Origin of the sequence: Bradyrhizobium nivariense (assembly GCF_029846695.2) — a bacterium.
Classification (GTDB): Bacteria; Pseudomonadota; Alphaproteobacteria; order Rhizobiales; family Xanthobacteraceae; genus Bradyrhizobium.
In genome coordinates this window covers 1-21,895 of the sequence record NZ_JARWCR020000063.1, presented here as the reverse complement: position 1 = coordinate 21,895, position 21,895 = coordinate 1, and the positions used below count along the sequence as shown (strand labels likewise).

Below are 21,895 nucleotides of genomic sequence, written 5' to 3'. Positions count from 1 at the left end.
GACCAAGGCCCCTGTCGGGCCGCCCGTCAAGCCAAGATACTTCTAGACAAGATACTTCGAGACAACACGCTTCAAGCGCCGGGGGCCGGCGGGGTCAGGAGATAGCCGAGGCCACGGACGGTCTGGATGATGTCGACGTCGAGCTTCTTGCGGATGCGGCCGACGAAGACCTCGATGGTGTTGGAGTCGCGGTCGAAGTCCTGGTCGTAGAGATGCTCGACCAGCTCGGTACGGGACACCACGCGGCCCGAATGGTGCATCAGGTAGGCCAGAAGCCGATATTCGTGCGAGGTCATCTTGACCGGATTGCCTGATACGCTGACCCGCCCGGTCCTGGTGTCGAGCGTGACGGGGCCGCAGCTCAGCTCGCTCTGGGCATGGCCGGTGGAGCGGCGCAGCAGGGCGCGGATGCGCGCCAGCACCTCCTCCAGGTGGAACGGCTTTGCGACATAGTCGTCGGCGCCGGCATCGAAGCCCTGGACCTTGTCGCTCCAGCGGTCGCGTGCGGTGAGGATCAGGACCGGCATGGTGCGGCCGTTGCGGCGCCAGGCCTCCAGCACCGAGATGCCATCCTTCTTCGGCAGGCCGATGTCGAGCACCACGGCGTCGTAGGGCTCGTTGTCACCGAGATAATGCCCCTCCTCTCCGTCGAAGGCGCGATCGACGACGTAGCCGGCGTCGGTCAGCGCCTTGGTGAGCTGGCGATTGAGATCGGGGTCGTCCTCAACGACGAGCAGGCGCACGCTTCTCTCCAGAATTAGGCCGCATGAACACCAGCAGAGATGAGCAATTCCGGCGTGAACTGAATATGAACGCCGGGAACCGGCCGCGTTACTTTTTGGTCATATACGACCTGTTCGCGGTCAACGCACTGCGCCCGCCAGACCACCGGATGAACCGGCGGCATGGCGGGCGCAGTGTGCCGCGTTACGCGGCGAGTCGGAAGGTGCGAACCGTCCGGTCGATGTGCCGGTCAGGTCCGGAAGAACACGAACCAGATGACGGCGAGGATCAGGATCGCAAGCCCGGTCGAAATGGCGAGCAGCGCCGCCACCGACGGCCCGGGCTCGCCCTGGCGCGCCTCGGTCGGAGTTTCCACGATCTGACGTTGGTCTCGCGTGGTTGCCATGGTGTCCTCAATCTCTGGCTGTCGCGCCGGATGGCCGCGACCTCCTTGCGGCGGGATGTCCCCGTGGCAACGCATGATTGGATATGATGTTCCGGCTTTTGCGGCCGGATCAGGCTGCAACCGCGCGCCGGGCGGCCGGTTAACGCAGTTGCAAGATTCCGCAATCCGCCTTGCTATGATTCGTTGTTCCCCGATGGTATCTTCGTCTTCTGTCCCCGTTGCGTTTGGAGTAGCCCATGGCCCCCCGCGCCAATTGGAAGGGTTTTCTGCGTTTGTCGCTCGTGACCTGCCCGGTCGCGCTCTATCCGGCCACGTCGGATACCGAGAAGGTCTCGTTCAACCAGATCAACCGCAAGACCGGCCACCGGATCAAGTACCTCAAGGTCGACGCCGAGACCGGTGACGAGGTGACCTCCGAGGACATCGTCAAGGGCTACAAGGTCGACACCGACACCTATATCGAGGTCACCAAGGACGAGCTCGACGAGATCGCGCTGGACTCCACGCACACGATCGAGATCGACGAGTTCGTGCCGAAGACCGACATCGACAGCCGCTATCTGATCCGCCCCTATTATCTAGTGCCCGATGGCAAGGTCGGCCACGACGCATTTGCGGTGATCCGCGAGACCATCCGCAGCATGGACAAGGTCGCGATCGGCCGCGTGGTGCTGACCAACCGCGAGCACATCATCGCGCTGGAGCCGCTCGAGAGCGGCCTGATGGGGACGCTGCTGCGCTACCCCTACGAGGTCCGCGGCGAAAAGGACTATTTCGACGACATCCAGGACGTGAAGCTGACCAAGGACATGCTCGACCTCGCAAAGCACATCGTCGAGAAGAAGTCCGGCGCGTTCGAACCCGAGCTGTTCGAGGACCATTACGAGACCGCGCTGATCGACCTCATCAACAAGAAGCGCAGCGGCGCGCCCATCACCGCGAAGGCCGCGCCGAAGACCGGCGGCAATGTCATCAACCTGATGGACGCGCTGAAGAAGAGCATCGCGAACGAGAAGGACGCAAGCCCCGCGGCGAAGGTGGCCAAGGATACCGTCAAGGGCAAGAAGCCGAAGAAGCGCGTCGAAGGCCAGCGCGAGATGCTGCTGCCGATCGCCGGCAAGGGCGGCAAGGACACTGCTGCGAAAGCCGCTCCCAAAAAAACCGACAAGCCGGTGCGCGCGCCGGCGCGGGCGAAGAAGGCCGGCTAGCAGCATCGCAGCTTCTCACCGCGCCGTGATGTCTCCCCTCACCGACCGGCCGACCTGACATGCCCTGGTCGGCAGCGTTCGACGATCCCATTTCGTTACGTGACGGGCGCAAGCTGCGGACGCTGCAAGAGGCTGCCGATCACATCATGCGACTGCCCGAGGATACGCAGCACGCGAGCCACTGGCAGACCGCGATCGAGACCTTGATCAACGCTGCCGAGACCGGCAGCGGCTGGATGATGTTCGCCCGCATCGCAATGCTGCGGGCGCTGAATGCGGACGATCGGCGCGAGTGAGTCCGGCGCGTTGCTGGGCCTGCCCTCCGGTGCGCCGCCGACCGCCCAAGAACAGGCCCAAGAACAGGCCCGCGAACAGGCTCAACAATCCGTTAAGCCGCACCATAGCTTTGAGCGCCCGCCTGCGGTCGCGGGAGCGACACGTAATCGTACGGAAGACGAAATTAACCGTCGGCTCCCGCTCCGCACAGCATGGTCGCCCCTCGATTGAACCCGGGATTTGCAGGCTCGTGCAGCAGCCGGACGCCAGAAAGAACTACATCAGCATCGTGAACGACACGGCCGAGGAAGAAAGTCTCGCCGGCAGCTCCGCGCGAGCGCAGCCGCGCGTGGTGAGCTATCTGGTCGGACCCCTTGCAGCGGTGCTGAAACGCCCCGTCAAGGCCGCGCCGGAACGCCGATCTCGTCCTGAGACAGGATGACAACATCGCCAAATGCGTCCGAATTGGGTGACGAAACCTTAAGTCAATCGATGACAACATAGGAAACGACAGGTGAGGACCATCCGGCCTGCGTTTTGACGCGCCCACGAAAAATTAGTGAATCAATTTACCATTCCGAAAACGGCACCAGCCTACGTTGGACGGATGAACAGGAGTTGACGATGACTTTGCTCAAGTCATTTCTTGCCGATGAAAATGGTGCCACTGCCATCGAGTATTGCCTGATCGCCACCGGCATCGCGCTCGCGATCATCACGGCCGTGAACAACACAGGCAGCGCACTCCTGAGCGGCAAGTTCAACTCGATCACCGCGGCGGTGAAGTAGCCGGCATAGCCGGCGCGCCACAATCTGATCAGCGCGACTCCGCGTGCAGCGCGCCGGATGACAGGCCTCTCTTTCCAATACGGACACGCGTTTCGTGCTCTCGCGCCGGCTTTCGCCCGCATCATCGTAGAGCGTAAGCTCAAACTCCAGCGGCCCGATGACATGATTCCTTCCGACAAGCCGACCTTGACAACCCGGGCTCGTCTTGGCTCGGACCGATCGGTGACGATCGCCGTTTTTGCAATGCTGGCGGTCGTCTCGTTTCTTCCTGTGCTGCTGACCCCTATTCCCGCGATGGTCGATTATCCCAATCACCTCGCCCGCATGTACATTCTGAGCCAGAACGGCACCCCCGACGCCAATCCGCATTACGAGGTGGCATGGGCATTCTATCCCAACCTTGGAATGGATTTGCTGGTCCCGCAGATGGCGCGGCTGATCAGCGTCGAGAACGCCACGCGGCTGTTTCTGCTCCTGAGCCAATTATTGATCGTCGGAGGCGCGCTCCTGCTCGAGTGGGCCCGGAAGGGACGGGTCCATCTCGCCGGCTTTGCGGCGCTCGCCTTCCTTTACTGCCTGCCGTTCAGCTGGGGCTTCGTGAATTTCGAGTTCGGACTGGGCCTCGCTCTCTGGGGCATCGCCGTCTATCTGATGCTGGCGGAACGCCCATGGCCACTGCGTTTCGTCGTCAACATGGTCTTCGTCGCTGTGCTGTTTGCGGCGCATTTCTTCTCCCTCGGCATCTACGGCGCGACGCTCGGCCTTTACGAGCTCTCGCGCATCCGCCACCGGCGAACATCGTACCCGGTCGCCGCCGCGCGGCTCGGCGCGTTGGCCATACCGGCGATTGCCCTGTTTGGGATCATGCGCATGACCGCGGGATCGATCGGAAGCGAAGGTACGAGCTGGTTCCTCGAATTCAAGCCGATCTGGCCGTTGCGCATCATGAACGGCTACAATTTGACGGTAGCGGCGGCGACCGGGCTGGCGCTGATGATCTCGTTGTTTTTCGCCGCAAGACGCGGCGCCCTCAAGCTCGAGTCAGCCGGGATCTGGCTCGCGATCGGCTTCGCGCTGCTGTACGTCGTCATTCCCTCGAAGCTGTTCGGGACCTCGTTCGTCGACCTCCGCGTGATTCCCGCTGCGGCTCTGATCCTGCCGGCCTTCTGCTCGCTGTCGCTGCCCAGCCGGGCGTGGCGAATGGCTGCGCTCGCCGCGATCAGTGGCATCACGCTGATCAATCTCGCCGTCGTCCTCGCGGTGTGGTTGCCTTACCGCACCGACTATGCGGCCATCATCGAATCGTTCCACAAGATCGATCGCGGCTCGCGCGTCCTTGTCGCCAGTACGGTCGACAACGGAGACCCGCCCTTCGCCGACCTCACCTCATATCCAATGTATTATGCGCCGACGCTGGCCGTGCACTATGCCAACGCGTTCGTGCCTAATCTATTCACGGAAGCGGGCAAGCAACCCGTGCGGCCACGCGAGGCCGTGCGCCGTCTTGCCATTCCCTACGGGGGGCCGATGCCGCTAGGCGTGCTTACCGCGATTGCGGCAAGCCGGCGGCCGACCGGCGTCCCGCCGTTCGTCCGCACCTGGCACCAGGATTACGACTATCTCTATGTCCTCGGGCCGCGGGCCGCAAACCCGCTGCCAGATCTGCTGGAAGCGCTGGACGCCTCAGAGCGATTTGTTCTCTACAGGATCCGCCGCGGGTCCTAGGCCGAAGCCGCTTCCGCCCAGCGTGGTTAATCGGGCATCACCATCCGCAGCACCGCCTACCGGACTGTCGCAATCGCCCTCCGGCGGTCCGAAGCCGCTCCAGCGCCCGATATCCTTAACGGTTGTGGCAAGGCCGCCTTAACCACCGCCGACATAGACTTCCGCTCCTGCAACGAGTTGGACCCTCTCGCATGGCGGCCAGTTTCCAGTCGATCCGCTACAGCCTCGTCATTCCCGTATTCAACGAGGAAGCCGTGCTGCCGGTCCTGCTGCGCAGGCTCGACCTGGTCTTGTCCCGGCTCGACGGGCCGGCAGAAGCGATCTTCGTCGATGACGGCAGCAGTGATTCCAGCTCGATCGTGCTACAGGCGCTCGCCACGCGCGACCCGCGCTTTCGCTATATCGGCCTGTCGCGAAATTTCGGCCATCAGATCGCCATCACCGCCGGCATGGACGCCGCGCAAGGTGAAGCGATCATCGTCATGGATGCCGATCTGCAGGATCCGCCCGAAGTGATCGAGCAATTGATCGCAAAATGGCAGGAAGGCAACGACATCGTCCACGCCCGTCGCCTGTCGCGCGACGGCGAAAGCCGATTCAAGCGCGCGACCGCGCATCTCTTCTACCGGCTTCTCGGCAGGATGTCCTCGGTCGGCATCCCCGCCGATGTCGGCGACTTCCGCCTGATCGATCGCAAGGTGCTCGACGCACTTCGTCAGATGCCGGAGCACGACCGCTTCGTACGCGGCATGATCGCCTGGCTCGGCTTCCGGCAGACCGAGGTCGCCTTCCACCGCCTCGAGCGTGCAGCGGGCGAGACCAAATACCCGCTGTTCAAGATGGTGCGGCTCGCGATGAACGCCGCCCTCGGCTTTTCCGATCTGCCCTTGCGCTTGGCAATCTGGTGCGGATTGACGGTGTCGGGACTCGCACTGCTCTACGGCGGCTGGGTGGTCCTGCTGTGGCTCAGCAAGGACAGTCATCTCGTCACCGGCTGGTCCTCGACGATGGTCGTCGTATCCCTGCTGTGCGGAATGAACATGCTGATGACGGGCATCGTGGGGCTTTATGTCGGCCGCATCCATGCCGAGGTGAAACGCCGCCCGCTCTACGTGGTGCAGACCCGCGCCGGCTTCGATCGCAACGAGACGTCGGCCGCACCCGCGATCCACGCCGTCAACGAGTGACCGAGCGCATGACCGAGCTCTTCGACGGTTATCACGACAACTACCGTGACGTGGTCCAATCCTCGATCGACTTCTCCGGCTTGCCGCATCACTTCTTCATGCGCGCCAAGGCCGATCTCCTGGGCAATCTGATCGCGCAGCGGCTCGGCACGGAGAGGCCCGAAATGCTGGACGTCGGCTGCGGCGTGGGCAGCCTTCATCCCCTGCTGCACGGCATGGTCGGCCGCTTGAGCGGTATCGACGTTTCTTCGGCCAGCCTGGCACAGGCCCGCGCCGACAACGGCGGGGTCGACTACCGCGAGTTTGACGGCCGCACCTTTCCTTTCGACGATGCCAGCTTCGATCTGGTCACGGCCATCTGCGTGATGCACCACGTCGTGCCGACCGAATGGGCGCAATTCATCGCCGAGATGCGGCGCGTGACGCGCCCCGGGGGGCTCGTCTGCGTCATCGAGCACAATCCGTACAACCCGCTGACACGCCTTGCCGTCGCGCGTTGTGAGTTCGACCGGGACGCCGTCTTGCTCGGTGCCGGCACAACCCGAAAGTTGATGGCCGCCGGCGGCTTGCGCGAGATCGGTGCGCGCCATTTCCTGCTGCTGCCCTGGGACACCAAACCGGCGCGGCGTCTCGAAGATGCCCTGAGCGGGGTGTCGCTCGGCGGCCAATACGCCGCCTTCGGGATCGCTTGATCTATCTTTGCGGCGTATCTCGCCGCTTGTGCACGACCGCCACGCCGTCGCTGTAGACGCGTTGCCACTGGGGCAGCCGGTCCAGCATCGCTATCGCCGGCGTCTCCGGCGCGAGCAGCGTCGCGCCGATGTTGTATTCGTCGAGCAGCTTGAGAAAATCGCCGAGGTCGACCAGCGCCAGGGCGCGATTGTAGCGGTTGATGAACGCTCCCCCGAACAGCTCGCCGCGACCGTCGATAAAGCTGGGAATACCGGCAAAGATCAAATAGCCACCGAAGGAATAATCGTTGAGCACATGCCCCGTCTTGGCGAGGTTGGCTTCAGCGATGGCAGCCTGAGGGGTGATGACCGGAGCCGGCCGTATGTCACGCGCCAGCGCCGCCCCGCTCACCACGATCAACGCACCGAGCGCGGCCAGGTTCAGGCCGCGCGACGAGCCGGCCGCATCCTCCCCGGTCGGTCCGCCGAACTTCCGCCCCAGCGGAGCCGCCAGATAGAGCGGCGCCAGCATGGCCAGCAGATCCGCATTGCGGATCTGGGCCAGCGCGAAATGGAGCAAGCCGATCACGACCAAGGCCCGCACGACCGGCAGCGTCACGCCGCGCGAGAGCGCAAAGATGCCGGCCAGCAACAGCAACTCGAACAAGCCTATGTGGCTGAAATCCTGCGGCCGCCATTCCGAGATCCAACCGAGCGCGGGGCCGAGGCCGAGTGTCGTCAGCGGCATCAGCAGCGGTTCCGGCCCGTACGGCGTCAGACAGGACGCGGCGACCGCGAGCGCGGTGAATGGTAGCCACCGCAGGAACACGCGCGGCCATTCGCTGCGCTTCTCGCGCAGCAGCGCCTCGAGCCCCGCAGCGCCAATCAGTCCAAGCGCCAGCACCACACTGCCGTGCAGATTGGCCCACACGACCAGCAGCGGAAGGGCCCAGTATGGCGGGGGCCCTCCACGATCCATGCAGCGCACCAGGGCAGCCGCCCAGGTCACCATCACCGGCAGCACCAACACGTGTGGCCGCGCCAGCATATGCGGCGCCAACAGGATGACGGCCGCGAACACCATGAGCAGCGTCTGGACTGGCGAAAGCTCGCGCAGCAGGAAGAACGTGAACAGGCCAAAGGCGAGCGCTATCGCCGCGGCGGCGACGACGAGGACGCCCGGCCAGCCGGCAAGCGCGTAGGCTCCGGCGTAGATGATCTCCGAGAGCCATTCGAAGGTGATCCAGGGCGCACCGTGCATCGAAAAGGAAAATGGGTCGCTCGCCGGCAAGGTGCCGTGCGCGATGATCCAGCGCCCCACCTCGATATGAGAATAGCTGTCGGGATCATTGAGCAGCCGCGGTCCAAGGATCAGCAGCAGGACGTAGACGCCAAGGCTCACCAGCCAGGGAAGCGCCGCACGCGCCGAAAACGGTTGAATCTCGCTGTGGACGACCTGGTCACTCATGGCGAGCGCAAGTTAGGGCGCAAGCGTTAAATTCCTCTTTGACGTCATTGCGCCTCGCCCTGTGCGGGGCGGGCTGGAACTCTTTGTGAACCATATTTCCGGCCATGCGTTCAGGACCCCCAGCACACCGTCGACATCGGCGACACCGTCGATAAGCAAACAGCAGACACATCTCCGCACTCTCGCGGCGGCTTTCGCCCGAGTTTTGCTGTCGTCTTCCGCCCTCTTCGAAGCAAGGGCGCAGGGAAGGCCGGGCGCCGGCGGGCACCCGAAGTCCCGTGTGCGGATGAACGCGCACGGGTGGACCACAGGTGACGCCGGGACATCCCGGCCTTCCCTGCGCGGATGGTTTTAACGGTGTCCTTCGTGCTCTCCCCGGGGAGCGATGCACTATTGCCCCCGTCGCCCTGCAGATGGCTGATGCGCGTGCCCGGTCGGGCAGCACACATCACCACAAGACTTGACGCACAGACCCCGGGCGTCAGGACCACACGACTTCTCCGTCCGCGCACATCCCCGCTCACATCATCGACGGCTGGCGTGCGCTCACCGTCGAAGCGGAACGAGGACGCTATCAGCGCCGTGTCGTACCGCGCGTGCCGCTGCTCACGGTTTCCCGCCCTGCAGCCAACCCCGCGCGCCGACGCCGTCGCGTCCACCGCATTCCGTCCCGCGTCCCGTGACGATCGCGAAACGCCCCTTGTGGCGGGCCGGAATGTCCAGGCTTGTACGGCAAAACAGAATTTCTGTAAATACGAATATTTTCGATACCGGCAATTGACCCAGCGCTGGTGTGTTTTGCCCGCCGGCAACGCAACGGATCGTAGCCCTTTGACGGCCATGCGAGTCCTGATATTCTTCAGCATGACGTGACTCGACGAGCCATGCCGTCAGTCGATAACCAGAGCTGTTTAAAGGATGCGGATGAGAAGCGTGGCGCTCCTGGCTCTCAGCCTCCTGTTTGTTGTCGTCTGGTCGCAGGACAGCGCGACTGGACAGAGTTCGGTCGCGCCGCCGGTTTCGCTGGCTCCGCTCAATGCATCGCCGCCGCCACGCGCGAATGTCAAAAATTTCAGAGTTTCGCCAACCGCGTCCGAGGCTTCGACACCTGTGATCGGCGGGCCTCCGCCGATGCCGAATCCGGCCGCCGACTACGATGGCTTCAGCGCAGGCACCGTCGACGATAGTGACACCTCAAGTCAGGCAGCGCCGCCTGTGAGGTCGCGCACGGCAAAGGGCTCCAGGCCCAATCCGGATACGAAAGGCGCCGCGGCTCAGCAATTGATCGATCAAGAAGATGAGGCGTTGAAACGCAAACTGATGATCTGCCAAAGCTGCAAGTAGCGATCGTAGCGGCGGCTCGCTGCATAGCTGACCTTCCGCGACCGTCGCCTGCCGGCGCTTTACCCTCCCACAAATTCCTGATCCTCTCTTCCTAATCGGCCGGACCAACCGGCCAAGCCTGAGGAGAGACGCCATGAAGCTCGGCACCGCGATTGCGGAAATCATGAAGCGCGAGGGGATCGAGATCCTCTGCGGCTATCCGGTCAACCATCTCATCGAGCATGCGGCCCAAGCCGAGATCCGTCCGGTGATGGTGCGGCAGGAGCGCGTCGGCATCCACATGGCGGATGCGATCTCGCGGGTGACGTCGGGGCGCAGCATCGGCGCGTTCTGCATGCAGCACGGGCCCGGCGCGGAGAACGCGATGGGCGGTGTGGCGCAATGCTACGGCGAATCCGTTCCTGTGCTGGTGCTGCCGATGGGCTATCCGCGCAGGCTGTCGCATATCGAGCCCAACTTCAGTTCCAGCGAGGCGATGAAGCCGTTTTCGAAATCGTCCGAACCGATCATCCTCGCCGCGGAAGTCGCCAACATTTTTCGACGCGCCTTCACCAAGCTGAAGAACGGCCGCGGCGGGCCCGTCATCGTCGAAATTCCTGCCGACATGTGGAACGAGGAGGTGCCGGAGCCGCTGAACTACACGCCGGTGCTGCGCACCCGCTATGGTGCGGACCCTGTTCATGTGAAGGAGGCGGCCCACCTGCTCGTCAACGCCAAGCGCCCGGTGATCTATGCCGGACAGGGCGTGCATTACGCCCAAGCGTGGCCGCAACTGAAACGGCTGGCCGAGCGGCTCGCCATTCCCGTCACCACCAGTCTCGGCGGCAAATCGTCGTTCCCGGAAACGCATCCGCTCTCGCTCGGCTCCGGCGGCCTTGCGGTGCCGCGCGCCGTCCCCAAATTCCTCGCTGAGGCCGACGTCATCCTCGGCATCGGCTGCTCCTTCACCGAGACAAACTTCGGCATCGCGATGCCAAAGGGCAAGACCATCATCCACTCCACACTCGATCCGAACCATCTCAACAAGGACGTGGAAGCCAGGATCGGCCTCGTCGGCGATGCCGGGCTCGTGCTCGATGCGCTGCTGGAGGAGATCGGCAAGACCGTCACCGCGGATCGCGACGCATCGGCGATCGCGGCCGAGATCGCGGCCTCGCACCAGGCGTGGCTGGCGAAATGGATGCCGAAGCTCACCAGCAATGATGCACCGCTCAGCCCCTATCGGGTGCTGTGGGACTTGCAGCACACCGTCGACATCAGCAACACCATCATCACCCATGATGCGGGCAGCCCGCGCGATCAGCTCTCGCCGTTCTGGAAGTCGGTCGAGCCCCTCACCTATCTCGGCTGGGGCAAGACGACGCAACTCGGCTACGGCCTTGGGCTCGCAATGGGCGCCAAGCTCGCAAAGCCCGACAAGCTCTGCATCAATGTCTGGGGCGATGCCGCGATCGGCTTCACCGGCATGGATTTCGAGACCGCGGTGCGCGAGCGCATCCCGATCATGTCGATCCTGCTGAACAATTTCTCGATGGCGATCGAATTGAAGGTGATGCCGGTCTCGACCGAAAAATATCGCTCGACCGACATTTCCGGCGACTACGCCGCGATGGCGCGCGCCTTCGGCGGCTATGGCGAGCGGGTGACGAAACCTGAGGACATCATCCCCGCAATCAGGCGCGGCATCCAGAAGACGCAGGAAGGCGTCCCGGTGCTGCTGGAGTTCATCACCAGCAAGGAGACCGAGGTGTCGCGGCCGGGCACGTGAAGCCGGCCGGGTTTTGGCGGTAAAACTCGCTGCCGCGGGTGCTGGCTCCGGCCGCAGGAGATGTGATAATCCGCCCTGGTGCCGCGCATGTCGCTGCATCAAGCCGGATTGCGAATGACCACCCCCTCCAACGACATCGCGGAACTCGAGCGCCTGTTGCAGTCGGCCACAGCCGAGAACGCCCAGCTTCGAAGCGAGCTTGCGATTGCGCGCGATCGTCAGAGCGCCAGCGCCGGGATCCTGCGCACCATCGCGGCCTCTCCGTCCGATGCCCGGCCGGTCTTCGAGGCGATTGCGGCCAGCTCCAAACATTTGCTCGGCGGCTTCTCCGCCACCGTGCTTCAGTTCATCGGCGACGAGCTCCACCTCGTGGCGTTTACACCAACGAGCCCCGATGCGGACGAAGGGCTCAAAGCGTCGTTCCCGCGCAAGATTGCCGACTTTCCGACCTTCGCGCTGGTGCGTGGCGGCGAGACGATCCAGTTTCCAGATAGCGAAGCGGCGGACGTCCCGGAGCTGAACCGGAACCTTGCGCGGCTGCGTGGCTTCCGCAGCGTGCTGTTCATGCCGCTGATGAACCGCGGAACGCCAGTCGGCATGATCAGCGTCACGCGCGCCGAGCCCGGCGCGTTCGCAGCCGACCTCGTGCAGCTGCTCCAGACCTTTGCCGACCAGGCCGTGATCGCGATCGAGAATGCGCGGCTGTTCAACGAGACGCGCGAGACGCTGGAGCGCCAGACCGCCACCGCAGACATTCTGAAAGTGATGGCAGGTTCGCCGTCCGCCGTGCAGCCGGTGTTCGACGCCATCGCCGCCAATGCCAACCGGCTGATCGGCGGCTTCTCCACCGCGGTGCTGCGCTATATCGACGGCGCCGCGCATCTTGCGGCGTTCACGCCGACCGATCCGGCCGGCGATCGCGTGCTCCAGTCCTCGTTCCCGGTGCCATTCGCGCAGTTCCCGCCCTACCAGCTCGTGGCCGATGGCGCCGCGGCGCAATTGCCCGATACCGAGATCGAACCCGCCGCGCGCGACATCGCCCGCGCCCGCGGCTACCGCAGCATGCTGTTCGCGCCCTTGATGAGCGACGGCGAAGCCATTGGCGTCATCATCGCCACGCGGCGAACGACCGGCGCGTTCGGCGAGCATCATGTGCGGCTGCTGCAGACCTTCGCCGACCAGGCGGTGATCGCGATCAAGAATGTCAGCCTGTTCAACGCCACGAGGGAAGCGCTGGAACGGCAGACCGCGACCGCCGACATCCTCAAGGTGATCGCGGCCTCGCCCGCGGATGTGACGCCGGTGTTCCAGGCGATCTCCGACAGCGCCAAGACGCTGGTCGGCGGACATTCCTCCACCGTCACGCGCGTCATCGACGGCCTGCTGCACCTGGCCGCCTTCACCACCGACAACGAGGCCGGCAACGAAGAGCTGCTCAGCTCGTTCCCGGCGCCGCTGTCGGCATCGGGCATTCACAGCCGGGTGGCGACGAGCGGAGAGTTCGCATTCCGCAGCGACATGCAGAACGAGCCCGACCTCACGGACGCCATGAGAGAGCTGGCGCGGACCAGAGGTTATCGCAGCATCCTCGTGATCCCGATGCTGCGCGACGGCGTCGCGATCGGCACCATCGGCGTGACGCGGCCGGAGGCCGGTCCTTTCCCGGACAAGGCGATCGCCCTGCTCAAGACCTTTGCCGACCAGGCCGTGATCGCGATCGAGAACACGCGGCTGTTCAACGAAGTGCAGGCGCGGACGCACGAGCTTGCAGAGTCACTAGAGCAGCAGACCGCGACATCGGAGGTGCTCAGCGTCATCAGCCGATCGGCCGGCGATCTCGCGCCGGTATTCGAGGCGATGCTCAGCAAGGCAATGCAGCTCTGCGGCGCCAGTTTCGGCGTGCTCAATACCTACGACGGCACGCAGTTCCGCACAGCCGCCACTTACGGCCTGCCCCCCGCCTACGATGAATTCCGGCGCAAGGCGCCTCTCAACTATGGTCCGGCCACCGCGCCCGCGCGTCTTTTGAAGGGCGAACCGTTCGTCGAAATTGTCGACCTGCTGGAGTCAGACGTCTATCGCAGCGGCGAGCCGCACCGTCGGGCGCTGGTCGATCTCGGCGGCGCCCGCTGTCTGCTCGCGGCGCCGTTGCTCCAGGACGAGCGCGTGGTCGGCAACGTCATGATCTTCAGGCAGGAGAACCGACCCTTCTCGAAGAAGCAGATCACCTTGCTGAACCAGTTCGCGGCACAAGCCGTGATCGCCATCGAGAACGCGCGGCTGCTCAGCGAATTGCGTCAGCGCACCGAAAATTTGACCGAGTCGCTGCAACAACAGACGGCGACTGCCGACGTGCTCAAGGTTATCAGCCGCTCGGCGTTCGACTTGCAGGCCGTACTCGATACGCTTGTCGAATCGGCGGCGCGACTATGCGAAGCCGATATGGCGGCAATTACCCGCAAATCCGGCAGCACCTATTTCCGGGCAGGCTCCTACGGCTTTCCAGCCAAATTCGTCGAGTATGTAAGAGATCTTCCGGTCCGGCCAGATAGGCGCACCATCACGGGCAGGACTTTGCTTGGCGACAAGGTGGTCCATGTCACCGATGTGCTCGAAGACCCCGATTACTCCTTTGAAGGCCAGGAATTGAGCGGCAATCCGCGTAGCTTCCTGGGTGTGCCCCTATTGCGCGAAGGCAGCACCGTCGGCGCTATTGTTCTCGCACGTCGCGCGATCCGGCCGTTTAGCGAAAAGCAGATCGAACTCGTTACCAGTTTCGCCGATCAAGCCGTCATCGCGATCGAGAATGTGCGCCTCTTCGACGAAGTGCAGGCCCGTACCAGCGAACTTGCCAAATCGCTCGACGATTTGCGCGGCGCGCAAGACCGGCTGATCCAGACTGAGAAGCTGGCATCGCTCGGCCAGCTCACTGCCGGCATCGCGCATGAGATCAAGAACCCGCTCAACTTCGTCAACAATTTCGCATCGCTCTCGGCCGAACTGACGGATGAGCTGAACGAGGCGCTTGCGCCCGCCCCGCTCGCCGACGATCTGCGCGCGGAAGTCGACGAACTGACCGGGCTGCTGAAAGACAATCTCGCGAAGATCGTGCAGCACGGAAGGCGCGCCGATTCCATCGTCAAGAACATGCTGCTGCATTCCCGCGAGGGCGGCGGCGAACATCGGCTGAGCGACATCAACGCGCTGGTCGAGGAGAGCCTCAATCTCGCCTATCACGGCGCCCGCGCCGAGAAGCCGCACTTCGACGTGACGCTGAAGCGCGAGCTCGATCCCGCGGCCGGGCAAGCGGACGTGTTTCCGCAGGAGATCACCCGGGTGCTGCTCAACCTGATCTCGAACGGCTTCCACGCGGTCGCCAAGCGCAAGTCGGATGACGGCGCCGCCGATTACGAGCCGGTGGTGATCGCCGCAACGCGCGACCGGGGCGACAGCATCGAGATCCGCATCCGCGACAACGGCACCGGCATTCCGCACGAGGTGAAGGAGAAGATGTTCAATCCGTTCTTCACCACCAAGCCGGCCGGCGAAGGCACCGGCCTCGGATTGTCGATGAGTCACGACATCGTGGTGAAGCAGCACGGCGGCACGATCGACGTCGCGACCGAGCCCGGCGCGTTCACCGAGTTCACGATTCTATTGCCGCGAAACAGCAGCTTTCCGGACGGAGGCCGCGGCTAAAGCGCGATGAGATGAGGATGAATCATCATCGCGCTTTAGGTTGTTGTTTGAGCATGATCTTTTCGGAAAACCGCTTCGCACTTTTCCGGATCATGCTTTAGCGGTTTCTATTCCGCCATCTCGACGGGTTGCGTCGTGGACGGACCGGCCAGCGGCCGCTCCTCCATCGCAACGAGGCAGAGGGCGGCGCCGGTCATCAGCGCCGTGGCGGCGCCGAAGACGTAGCGGAACGCATGCCGCATGTCGTCGGGGGCGATCGCATTGACGGCGCCGTGATGCTCGCCGGCAAGCGGAATGTCGGCACCGAGCGCGATGAACAGGATGGCCGCGAACGCCGCAACCGTGAACGAGGACATCAGCGAGCGGAAGAAGTTCAAAGCGCCGGTGATGGTGCCGACCTGCGGACGCGCGACCGAATTCTGCAGCGAGACCACGCAGACCGGAAAGGTGGTGCCGAGGCCAAGCGCAAACGCAGCCATCAGCGTCAGCAGGGCCCACAGCGGCAGCGTCGTCAAGGTCAGGCCGAGGCCGCACAGCGCAGCCCAGGACGTGCCGACGATGGCGACGCGCTTGTAGTGCCTGGCGCGCGCCATGGTGCGACCGGCGATGGCCGCGCCGCAGGTCGAGACCGCCGCGAGCGGAATCAGCGCGAGGCCGGCTTCGCTGGCACTGAGGTGATAGACCTGTTCGTAATAGAGCGGAAGCTGCACCGTGAGGCCGGTGATCGCGCCGAGCGCGCAGCCGCCGGCCGCCAGCCCGAACGGCGCAACCGATCCGCCGAGCAGCGGCAGCGGCAGGAACGGCTCGTCCGCCCGCCGCGCGTGCCACACGAAGGTGACCGCGAGCGCGACGGCGCCGCCCACCATCGCAAGCACGGTCGGCGAGAGCCACGGGAAGCGCGTGCCGCCCCAGGTCAGCACCAGCATGAAGACGACGGCGGAGGCCATCAGCAACACGCCGCCGAGCCAGTCGACCTTGCGCTTGCGGTGGAACACCGGGATCTTCTTCATCCTGGGCAGCAGCAGCGCGATCGCAGCAGCCGCGAGCGGCACGTTGATCCAGAAGATCATCGACCAGTGCAGATGCTCGGCGAACACGCCGCCGATGACCGGGCCGAGAATGCCGCCGACCATCCAGACGCTGGAGAAATAGGCCTGATACTGGCCGCGCTCGCGCGGCGACACGACGTCGGAGATCACGGTCTGCACCACCGGCATGATGCCGCCGCCACCCAGTCCCTGAAGACCGCGTGCAAGAATCAGCATCGGCAGGTTCGGGGCGATCGCGCACAGCACCGAGCCCGCGACGAACAGGCTGAGCGAGATGATGATCATGACGCGGCGGCCGTAGATATCGCTCAGCGTTCCGAACACCGGCGCAACCGCGGTCGAGGCGAGCAGATAGGCCGTGATGACCCAGGAGAGATTGGAAACGTCGTGGAACTGGCGCCCGATGGTCGGCAGCGCGGTGGCGACGATGGTCTGGTCGAGCGCGGCCAAAAACATCGTCAGCATCAGGCTGATGACGATGGTGCGGACCTCGTCCTGTGACAGCGGTGCCGGCGGCACGAGCAACGGAGCGTCATCGACGCTCAAGACCTCGGACGGAAGGCGGGACAATTCCTCGGCGATGTCGTCGGGCAATGTCTGGATGTCGGCAGAACTGCTCTGCCGCTCGAACTTGTTCATCTCGATCGGAAGCCATGAGGCGGCGCAACGCCGCGAAGGATTCGTTCTATGCAGCCCAATGTAGACAGCAAAGTTCTTCTCGGACAGGCACTGCGGCGCATGGGTGCATCCCACCCCACGGCCATCCCGAAGACGTGATCCGAGTCCCCCGCCGGATCAGTCCTTCGGACGTCGCTTCAGGCGGGCCCGTTTCGGCAGTTGCGCCGGCCATTGCACGATGTGGTTCTCGAGCTCGTCGTCCGGAATCTCCACCTCGCTGCCTTCGACCCGGCCGCGCACGGAAACGCCGGCCTCATGCACGGTGTTGGGATCGCCTGAGACCAGCGGATGCCACCAATAGAGGTCGCGCCCTTCCGCGACGAGCTTGTAGCCGCAGCTCGGCGGCAGCCAGTTCAGGGTGCGGACATTGGCCGGCGTCAGGCGGACACAGTCAGGAACCTTGTCCGAACGATTCGGGTAGTCCTTACAGCCGCAGGTCGCCCCATCGAGCAGTTTGCAGCCGACATGGGTGAAATAGATGTCGCCGGTGCCCTCTTCCTCGAGCTTGTTCAGGCAGCAGCGGCCGCAGCCGTCGCACAGGCTTTCCCATTCGGGCCCCGACATCTCTTCCAACGTCTTGGTTTTCCAGAAGAATCCTTCCTGGCCTGAAGGTCGTTTGGGAGCTGCGGTCATGCGCCTCAACAAAAGTTCGAAAGAGCTACGGTTGGTGCCATCTAGGGCGTGCGGCCGTGGGGCTGCAAGCAACGCCCGCGTGAGGCCCGTAATGAACCGGGGTCAATTAGGCCTGTTGTTCAAAATCGCAAGCGTGACCATTGGTTTATAGGCCCCGCTCGGCTAGAAGGAACAGCAAGTCCCTGAGGTCGCTAGCCGGGCGCCTTGGGTTTGCCGCAACATTCCCGCAAGACGTCTCGATGCCGCCCCGGCCGGGTGCTTGAACGCTTTCGAACCAAGCCTCAAGGGTTCTAGGTGCGCCAGATCATACCATCGCATTGGAAGCAGAAGGTCCGGAATTTCTTCCTGGACCTCGATGCGCGCATCGACTCCTCGCTGTTCTCCTCGGCCAAGGGCATCCGCGAGCTCTACGAGCGCTACTCGACCTTCATGGACCGCTTTTATGTCGGGCGGTGGAAGCGCTGGGTGTTCATCGAGCCGCTGTCGGAAGCTGCGACCCTCGGCCTCGGCGGGCTGGTGGTAATGCTGACGCTCGCGATCCCCGCCTTCCGCGAAACCGCGGACGAGGACTGGCTGAAGAAGTCCGACCTCGCGGTGTCCTTCCTCGATCGCTACGGCAACCCGATCGGCAGCCGCGGCATCAAGCACAACGACTCGATCCCGCTGGAAGATTTTCCGGATGTGCTGATCAAGGCGACGCTTGCGACCGAGGACCGCCGCTTCTACGAGCATTTCGGCATCGACATCGCCGGTACCGCGCGCGCGCTCGTCACCAACGCCCAGGCCGGCGGCGTCCGCCAGGGCGGCTCCTCGATCACCCAGCAGCTCGCCAAGAACCTGTTCCTGAGCAACGAGCGCACCATCGAGCGCAAGGTCAACGAAGCCTTTCTCGCGGTCTGGCTGGAATGGCGCCTGACCAAGAACGAGATTTTGAAGCTCTATCTCGACCGCGCCTATATGGGCGGCGGCACCTTCGGCGTCGACGGCGCCGCGCATTTCTACTTCAACAAGTCGGCGCGTGACGTGACGCTTGCCGAAGCCGCGATGCTCGCCGGCCTGTTCAAGGCGCCGACCAAATACGCGCCTCACATCAACCTGCCCGCCGCGCGTGCCCGCGCCAACGTCGTGCTCGACAACCTCGTCGACGCCGGCTTCATGACCGAGGGCCAGGTGTTCGGCGCCCGCCGCAATCCCGCCTTCGCGGTCGACCGCCGCTACGAGGCTTCGCCGAATTATTATCTCGACTACGCCTTCGACGAGATGCGCAAGCTGGTCGACACCTTCCCGAAATCCTACACCGAGCGCGTCTTCGTGGTCCGGCTTGCGATCGACGCCAATGTGCAGAAGGCCGCGGAAGACGCGGTCGAGAACCAGCTGCGCCAGTTCGGCCGCGACTATCACGCGACGCAGGCCGCGACCGTCGTCTCCGATCTCGACGGCGGCATCCGCGCCATGGTCGGCGGCCGCGACTATGGCGCCAGCCAGTTCAACCGCGCCACCGACGCCTATCGCCAGCCGGGCTCGTCGTTCAAGCCTTACGTCTACACCACCGCGCTCCTCAACGGCTTCACGCCGAACTCGATCGTGGTCGACGGCCCGGTCTGCATCGGCAATTGGTGCCCGCAGAACTATGGCCATTCCTATTCCGGCGCGGTGACGCTGACGCAGGCGATCACGCGCTCGATCAACGTGGTGCCGGTCAAGCTGTCGATCGCGATCGGCCAGAAGGAACAGCCGAAGGCGCCGAACCCGGCCAAGATCGGCCGCGCCAAGATCGTCGAGGTCGCCCGTCGCTTCGGCCTCAAGGCGCCGCTGCCAGACACGCCGTCGCTGCCGATCGGCTCGGACGAAGTCACCGTGCTCGAGCACGCCGTCGCCTATGCGACCTTCCCCAACCGCGGCAAGGCCGTGACGCCGCATTCCGTGCTGGAAGTGCGCACCGGCGCGGGCGATCCGGTCTGGCGCTGGGACCGCGACGGGCCGAAGCCGCGCCAGGCGATCCCCGCCTCCGTGGCTTCCGACATGGCCGGCATGATGAGCCACGTCGTCAGCGAAGGCACCGCGCGCCGCGCAGCCCTCGACGGCATTCCGACCGCGGGCAAGACCGGCACGACGAATGCTTATCGCGACGCCTGGTTCGTCGGCTACACCGGCAACTTCACCTGTGCGGTCTGGTACGGCAACGACGACTACTCGCCGACCAACCGCATGACCGGCGGCTCGCTGCCGGCGCAGACCTGGCACGACATCATGGTCGCGGCGCATCAGGGCGTCGAGGTCCGGGAAATCGCCGGCATCGGCATGGGCCAGAAGCTGCCGCCCGAGCGGATCGCCAACGCGCAGGCCAATGCGGCGCCGAAGGTGCTGGAGACCAAGCCCGGTCCGCCGCCCGTGCTGACCAAGCGCAGCGCCGACGTTTTGGTGCGTGTCGAGAAGCTGCTGGATGACGCGGCCAGGACCGCGACCAAATCGGCCGCCACTGACCAGCAAGCCAAGCCGGCATCGTCCACGAGCGCGCTCGCCTTCCCGCAGAACTATGCGGAAGAGAATGCGAACGCATCCGCCCCGCGCAAGAACTGATCGAAACAAGTGCGGCTGATCCTGACCACATTGACGGCCCTTCTGCTCGCAACCGTGGTGGGCGTCGGCGCGACCTGGATGACGACGACGCGCGGCACCGAGATCGGCGCGCTGACCATCGGCCCCTGGACCGCCCGCCCGCGCACCGGCACCGCCGACGTCGATCCCTATTCGCGCGCCACCATCGTGCGCAACGGCGAGCTGCCGATCGGCACCGGCGACGGCGTCGCGTTCACCGCAACCGCCGACGACAGGAAGAAGGCGCTCGACGGCCGCTGCGATGTCGTGGTCTCCGGCGTGACGCCGCCGGCACGGTTCTGGACCTTGACGCTCTACGACCGCAAGGGTCATCTCGTCCCCAATTCGCTGCAGCGCTACGGCTTCACCAGCCAGGAGATCGTGCGGCAGTCCGACGGCTCGTTCGAGATCCGCATCGCCTCGCGCTCGCGCGCCGGCAACTGGCTGCCGACCGGCGGCATCGAGCGCTACGCGCTGATGCTGCGGCTCTACGACACCCCGGTCGGCGTCGCCACGCGCACCCAGCGCGATGCGCCGATGCCCACCATCACGACGGCGGGCTGCTCATGATCCGCCTGTTGTTCACCATCGTTGCCGGCGTGGTGTTGGGCCTCGTGGTCCATCTCGTCAGCGTGCTGGCGCTGCCGCGGATCGCGACGCAGGACGCCTATTCGCGGCTGACGCCGATGACCAAGCTCAACGGCGTCACGCAGCTTCCCCTCGCCGATCCCAACACCTCGCCGATGCCGTTCATGGACCCGGCCTTTGCGCTCGCGATCTGCCGCTACGACCTGTCGAACGGACCGATCAAGCTGACGGTGCCCGTCAGCCAGGCCTACACCTCGGTGTCGTTCTACACCCGCAACGAGATCGCCTATTACGCCATCAACGACCGCTCGGCCGGCAAGAAGGTGATCGAGCTCGACCTGATGACCGAGCCGCAGCACGACGAGCTGCCCGAGGACGAGGAGATCACCGCGGCCGACCGCCTGATCATCGATTCCCCGACTACCACCGGCCTGATCGTGATGAAGGCCCTCGCCGCCGAGCCCGGCCTGATGCCGCAGGCGCAAGGCTCGCTTGCTGCTGCGAGCTGCGGACCGCAGACCGAGCCGCCCGCCAAGGCCGAAGCGCCGCGCGGCCGGCGCTGACGCGCGCCGCTTCGGCAAGCCGCAAAAACAAAAAGTGCGAAAACAACCCCATGCACAGTAGCGGGGGCATTGAAATCATTTGTAATTCTGAGCTCGTGCCGAGCACCCAGTCTCGGACCAAGGCGGCCATGCCAGAGCGCCGCGCCGTTCAGCTTTGACACGTCGGGCAAAACACTGGCACAATGCCACTATCGAGAATTCGTTGAGCCCGCGCGGAGAAATCCGCCGCGGGTTTTTTCATGCCGGAGCAGGTGCCATGATCGAGGTATCTCTATCGTTCCCCACAAGTTGGATCAGCCTCCTTGATCAGCGTCCGGCAGCCCAGCTTCCGCTTTCGGCCGTAGCGGACATAGTCGTGCTACAAGCTGATGGCAGCTTTTGACCCAGGCTGTGTAAAAACCCCGTCGATGCTATGATTCCTTGCTGAATCGGCGGGGGAAGTGATGCGGGGTTTCGTTCAAGGGGCGGATCGCCAGCAGACGACGCTGTTGCCGGAATGCCTCGATGATTGGGTCGACGAGA

The 21,895-nt window shown here is 64.3% G+C and carries 18 protein-coding genes; 13 read left to right on the top strand and 5 right to left on the bottom strand.

All coding sequences use genetic code 11. The features are described 5' to 3' along the window. Positions 1 to 71 precede the first annotated feature (71 nt). Positions 72 to 743, bottom strand: a complete 672-nt coding sequence (locus tag QCM77_RS35015) for a response regulator transcription factor (protein WP_027531116.1) — start codon at positions 741 to 743, stop codon at positions 72 to 74. A 230-nt stretch (positions 744 to 973) separates the two neighbouring features. After that, positions 974 to 1,129 (bottom strand): hypothetical protein, encoded by a 156-nt coding sequence (locus QCM77_RS35010; RefSeq protein ID WP_007593402.1) that lies wholly within the window; start codon positions 1,127 to 1,129, stop codon positions 974 to 976. 236 nt (positions 1,130 to 1,365) lie between these two features. On the opposite strand from QCM77_RS35010, the gene ku reads away from it, so the two are divergent. The 7 genes from ku (at position 1,366) to QCM77_RS34975 (ending at position 7,006) form a co-directional block, all read left to right on the top strand. Then, complete coding sequence (gene ku / locus QCM77_RS35005; RefSeq protein ID WP_280096013.1) at positions 1,366 to 2,337, top strand: non-homologous end joining protein Ku; 972 nt, start codon at positions 1,366 to 1,368, stop codon at positions 2,335 to 2,337. A 59-nt stretch (positions 2,338 to 2,396) separates the two neighbouring features. Continuing rightward, positions 2,397 to 2,633, top strand: coding sequence for a hypothetical protein (locus QCM77_RS35000; RefSeq protein WP_280096012.1), 237 nt, complete (start codon positions 2,397 to 2,399; stop codon positions 2,631 to 2,633). A gap of 230 nt (positions 2,634 to 2,863) precedes the next feature. Further along, entirely contained in the window at positions 2,864 to 3,055 is a 192-nt protein-coding gene (locus QCM77_RS34995) for a hypothetical protein (protein WP_280096011.1), read from the top strand. A 182-nt stretch (positions 3,056 to 3,237) separates the two neighbouring features. Beyond that, complete coding sequence (locus QCM77_RS34990; protein WP_279691733.1) at positions 3,238 to 3,402, top strand: Flp family type IVb pilin; 165 nt, start codon at positions 3,238 to 3,240, stop codon at positions 3,400 to 3,402. 162 nt (positions 3,403 to 3,564) lie between these two features. Further along, positions 3,565 to 5,127 carry a hypothetical protein gene (locus tag QCM77_RS34985; RefSeq protein WP_280096010.1) on the top strand — a complete coding sequence of 521 codons (1,563 nt, stop codon included), beginning with the start codon at positions 3,565 to 3,567 and terminating at the stop codon, positions 5,125 to 5,127. A gap of 191 nt (positions 5,128 to 5,318) precedes the next feature. Further along, on the top strand, positions 5,319 to 6,314 hold the full coding sequence (locus tag QCM77_RS34980) for a glycosyltransferase family 2 protein (protein WP_280096009.1): 996 nt from the start codon (positions 5,319 to 5,321) through the stop codon (positions 6,312 to 6,314). 8 nt (positions 6,315 to 6,322) lie between these two features. Next, positions 6,323 to 7,006 (top strand): class I SAM-dependent methyltransferase, encoded by a 684-nt coding sequence (locus tag QCM77_RS34975; RefSeq protein WP_279668069.1) that lies wholly within the window; start codon positions 6,323 to 6,325, stop codon positions 7,004 to 7,006. Between the two features lies 1 nt (position 7,007). Here QCM77_RS34975 and QCM77_RS34970 read toward each other — a convergent pair whose 3' ends face one another. Beyond that, on the bottom strand, positions 7,008 to 8,453 hold the full coding sequence (locus QCM77_RS34970; RefSeq protein WP_280096008.1) for a hypothetical protein: 1,446 nt from the start codon (positions 8,451 to 8,453) through the stop codon (positions 7,008 to 7,010). Positions 8,454 to 9,377: 924 nt separating this feature from the next. Here QCM77_RS34970 and QCM77_RS34965 point away from each other — a divergent pair. The 3 genes from QCM77_RS34965 (at position 9,378) to QCM77_RS34955 (ending at position 15,264) form a co-directional block, all read left to right on the top strand. Continuing rightward, positions 9,378 to 9,797 carry a hypothetical protein gene (locus tag QCM77_RS34965; RefSeq protein WP_280096007.1) on the top strand — a complete coding sequence of 140 codons (420 nt, stop codon included), beginning with the start codon at positions 9,378 to 9,380 and terminating at the stop codon, positions 9,795 to 9,797. A gap of 133 nt (positions 9,798 to 9,930) precedes the next feature. Then, positions 9,931 to 11,565 carry a thiamine pyrophosphate-requiring protein gene (locus QCM77_RS34960; RefSeq protein WP_280096006.1) on the top strand — a complete coding sequence of 545 codons (1,635 nt, stop codon included), beginning with the start codon at positions 9,931 to 9,933 and terminating at the stop codon, positions 11,563 to 11,565. 114 nt (positions 11,566 to 11,679) lie between these two features. Continuing rightward, positions 11,680 to 15,264: a GAF domain-containing protein gene (locus QCM77_RS34955; RefSeq protein WP_280096005.1), complete on the top strand. Its 3,585-nt coding sequence runs from the start codon at positions 11,680 to 11,682 to the stop codon at positions 15,262 to 15,264. 107 nt (positions 15,265 to 15,371) lie between these two features. Here QCM77_RS34955 and QCM77_RS34950 read toward each other — a convergent pair whose 3' ends face one another. Then, a complete protein-coding gene (locus tag QCM77_RS34950; RefSeq protein ID WP_280096004.1) occupies positions 15,372 to 16,952 on the bottom strand; it encodes an MDR family MFS transporter in 1,581 nt (526 codons plus the stop codon). 156 nt (positions 16,953 to 17,108) lie between these two features. Continuing rightward, positions 17,109 to 17,624, bottom strand: a complete 516-nt coding sequence (locus QCM77_RS34945; RefSeq protein ID WP_279668064.1) for a YcgN family cysteine cluster protein — start codon at positions 17,622 to 17,624, stop codon at positions 17,109 to 17,111. Positions 17,625 to 17,918: 294 nt separating this feature from the next. Between QCM77_RS34945 and QCM77_RS34940 the strand changes: the two genes are divergently transcribed. The 3 genes from QCM77_RS34940 to QCM77_RS34930 are packed head-to-tail and all read left to right on the top strand — an operon-like array spanning position 17,919 to position 21,373. Beyond that, positions 17,919 to 20,204, top strand: coding sequence for a transglycosylase domain-containing protein (locus QCM77_RS34940; protein WP_280096003.1), 2,286 nt, complete (start codon positions 17,919 to 17,921; stop codon positions 20,202 to 20,204). Positions 20,205 to 20,213: 9 nt separating this feature from the next. After that, positions 20,214 to 20,792: a DUF1214 domain-containing protein gene (locus tag QCM77_RS34935; RefSeq protein WP_280096002.1), complete on the top strand. Its 579-nt coding sequence runs from the start codon at positions 20,214 to 20,216 to the stop codon at positions 20,790 to 20,792. After that, positions 20,789 to 21,373, top strand: coding sequence for a DUF1254 domain-containing protein (locus tag QCM77_RS34930; protein ID WP_279668061.1), 585 nt, complete (start codon positions 20,789 to 20,791; stop codon positions 21,371 to 21,373). The genes QCM77_RS34935 and QCM77_RS34930 overlap by 4 nt, the downstream gene beginning before the upstream one ends. Positions 21,374 to 21,895: the final 522 nt, after the last annotated feature.

Excerpts from the sequence above, each read along its gene's own strand:
- QCM77_RS34975 (WP_279668069.1), top strand. The coding sequence starts at position 6,323 with ATGACCGAGCTCTTCGACGGTTATCACGACAACTACCGTGACGTGGTC.
- QCM77_RS35010 (WP_007593402.1), bottom strand. The coding sequence starts at position 1,129 with ATGGCAACCACGCGAGACCAACGTCAGATCGTGGAAACTCCGACCGAG.
- QCM77_RS34955 (WP_280096005.1), top strand. The coding sequence starts at position 11,680 with ATGACCACCCCCTCCAACGACATCGCGGAACTCGAGCGCCTGTTGCAG.
- QCM77_RS34965 (WP_280096007.1), top strand. The coding sequence starts at position 9,378 with ATGAGAAGCGTGGCGCTCCTGGCTCTCAGCCTCCTGTTTGTTGTCGTC.
- QCM77_RS34960 (WP_280096006.1), top strand. The coding sequence starts at position 9,931 with ATGAAGCTCGGCACCGCGATTGCGGAAATCATGAAGCGCGAGGGGATC.
- ku (WP_280096013.1), top strand. The coding sequence starts at position 1,366 with ATGGCCCCCCGCGCCAATTGGAAGGGTTTTCTGCGTTTGTCGCTCGTG.
- QCM77_RS34985 (WP_280096010.1), top strand. The coding sequence starts at position 3,565 with ATGATTCCTTCCGACAAGCCGACCTTGACAACCCGGGCTCGTCTTGGC.
- QCM77_RS34945 (WP_279668064.1), bottom strand. The coding sequence starts at position 17,624 with ATGACCGCAGCTCCCAAACGACCTTCAGGCCAGGAAGGATTCTTCTGG.
- QCM77_RS34970 (WP_280096008.1), bottom strand. The coding sequence starts at position 8,453 with ATGAGTGACCAGGTCGTCCACAGCGAGATTCAACCGTTTTCGGCGCGT.
- QCM77_RS35000 (WP_280096012.1), top strand. The coding sequence starts at position 2,397 with ATGCCCTGGTCGGCAGCGTTCGACGATCCCATTTCGTTACGTGACGGG.
- QCM77_RS34990 (WP_279691733.1), top strand. The coding sequence starts at position 3,238 with ATGACTTTGCTCAAGTCATTTCTTGCCGATGAAAATGGTGCCACTGCC.
- QCM77_RS34980 (WP_280096009.1), top strand. The coding sequence starts at position 5,319 with ATGGCGGCCAGTTTCCAGTCGATCCGCTACAGCCTCGTCATTCCCGTA.
- QCM77_RS34930 (WP_279668061.1), top strand. The coding sequence starts at position 20,789 with ATGATCCGCCTGTTGTTCACCATCGTTGCCGGCGTGGTGTTGGGCCTC.
- QCM77_RS34950 (WP_280096004.1), bottom strand. The coding sequence starts at position 16,952 with ATGAACAAGTTCGAGCGGCAGAGCAGTTCTGCCGACATCCAGACATTG.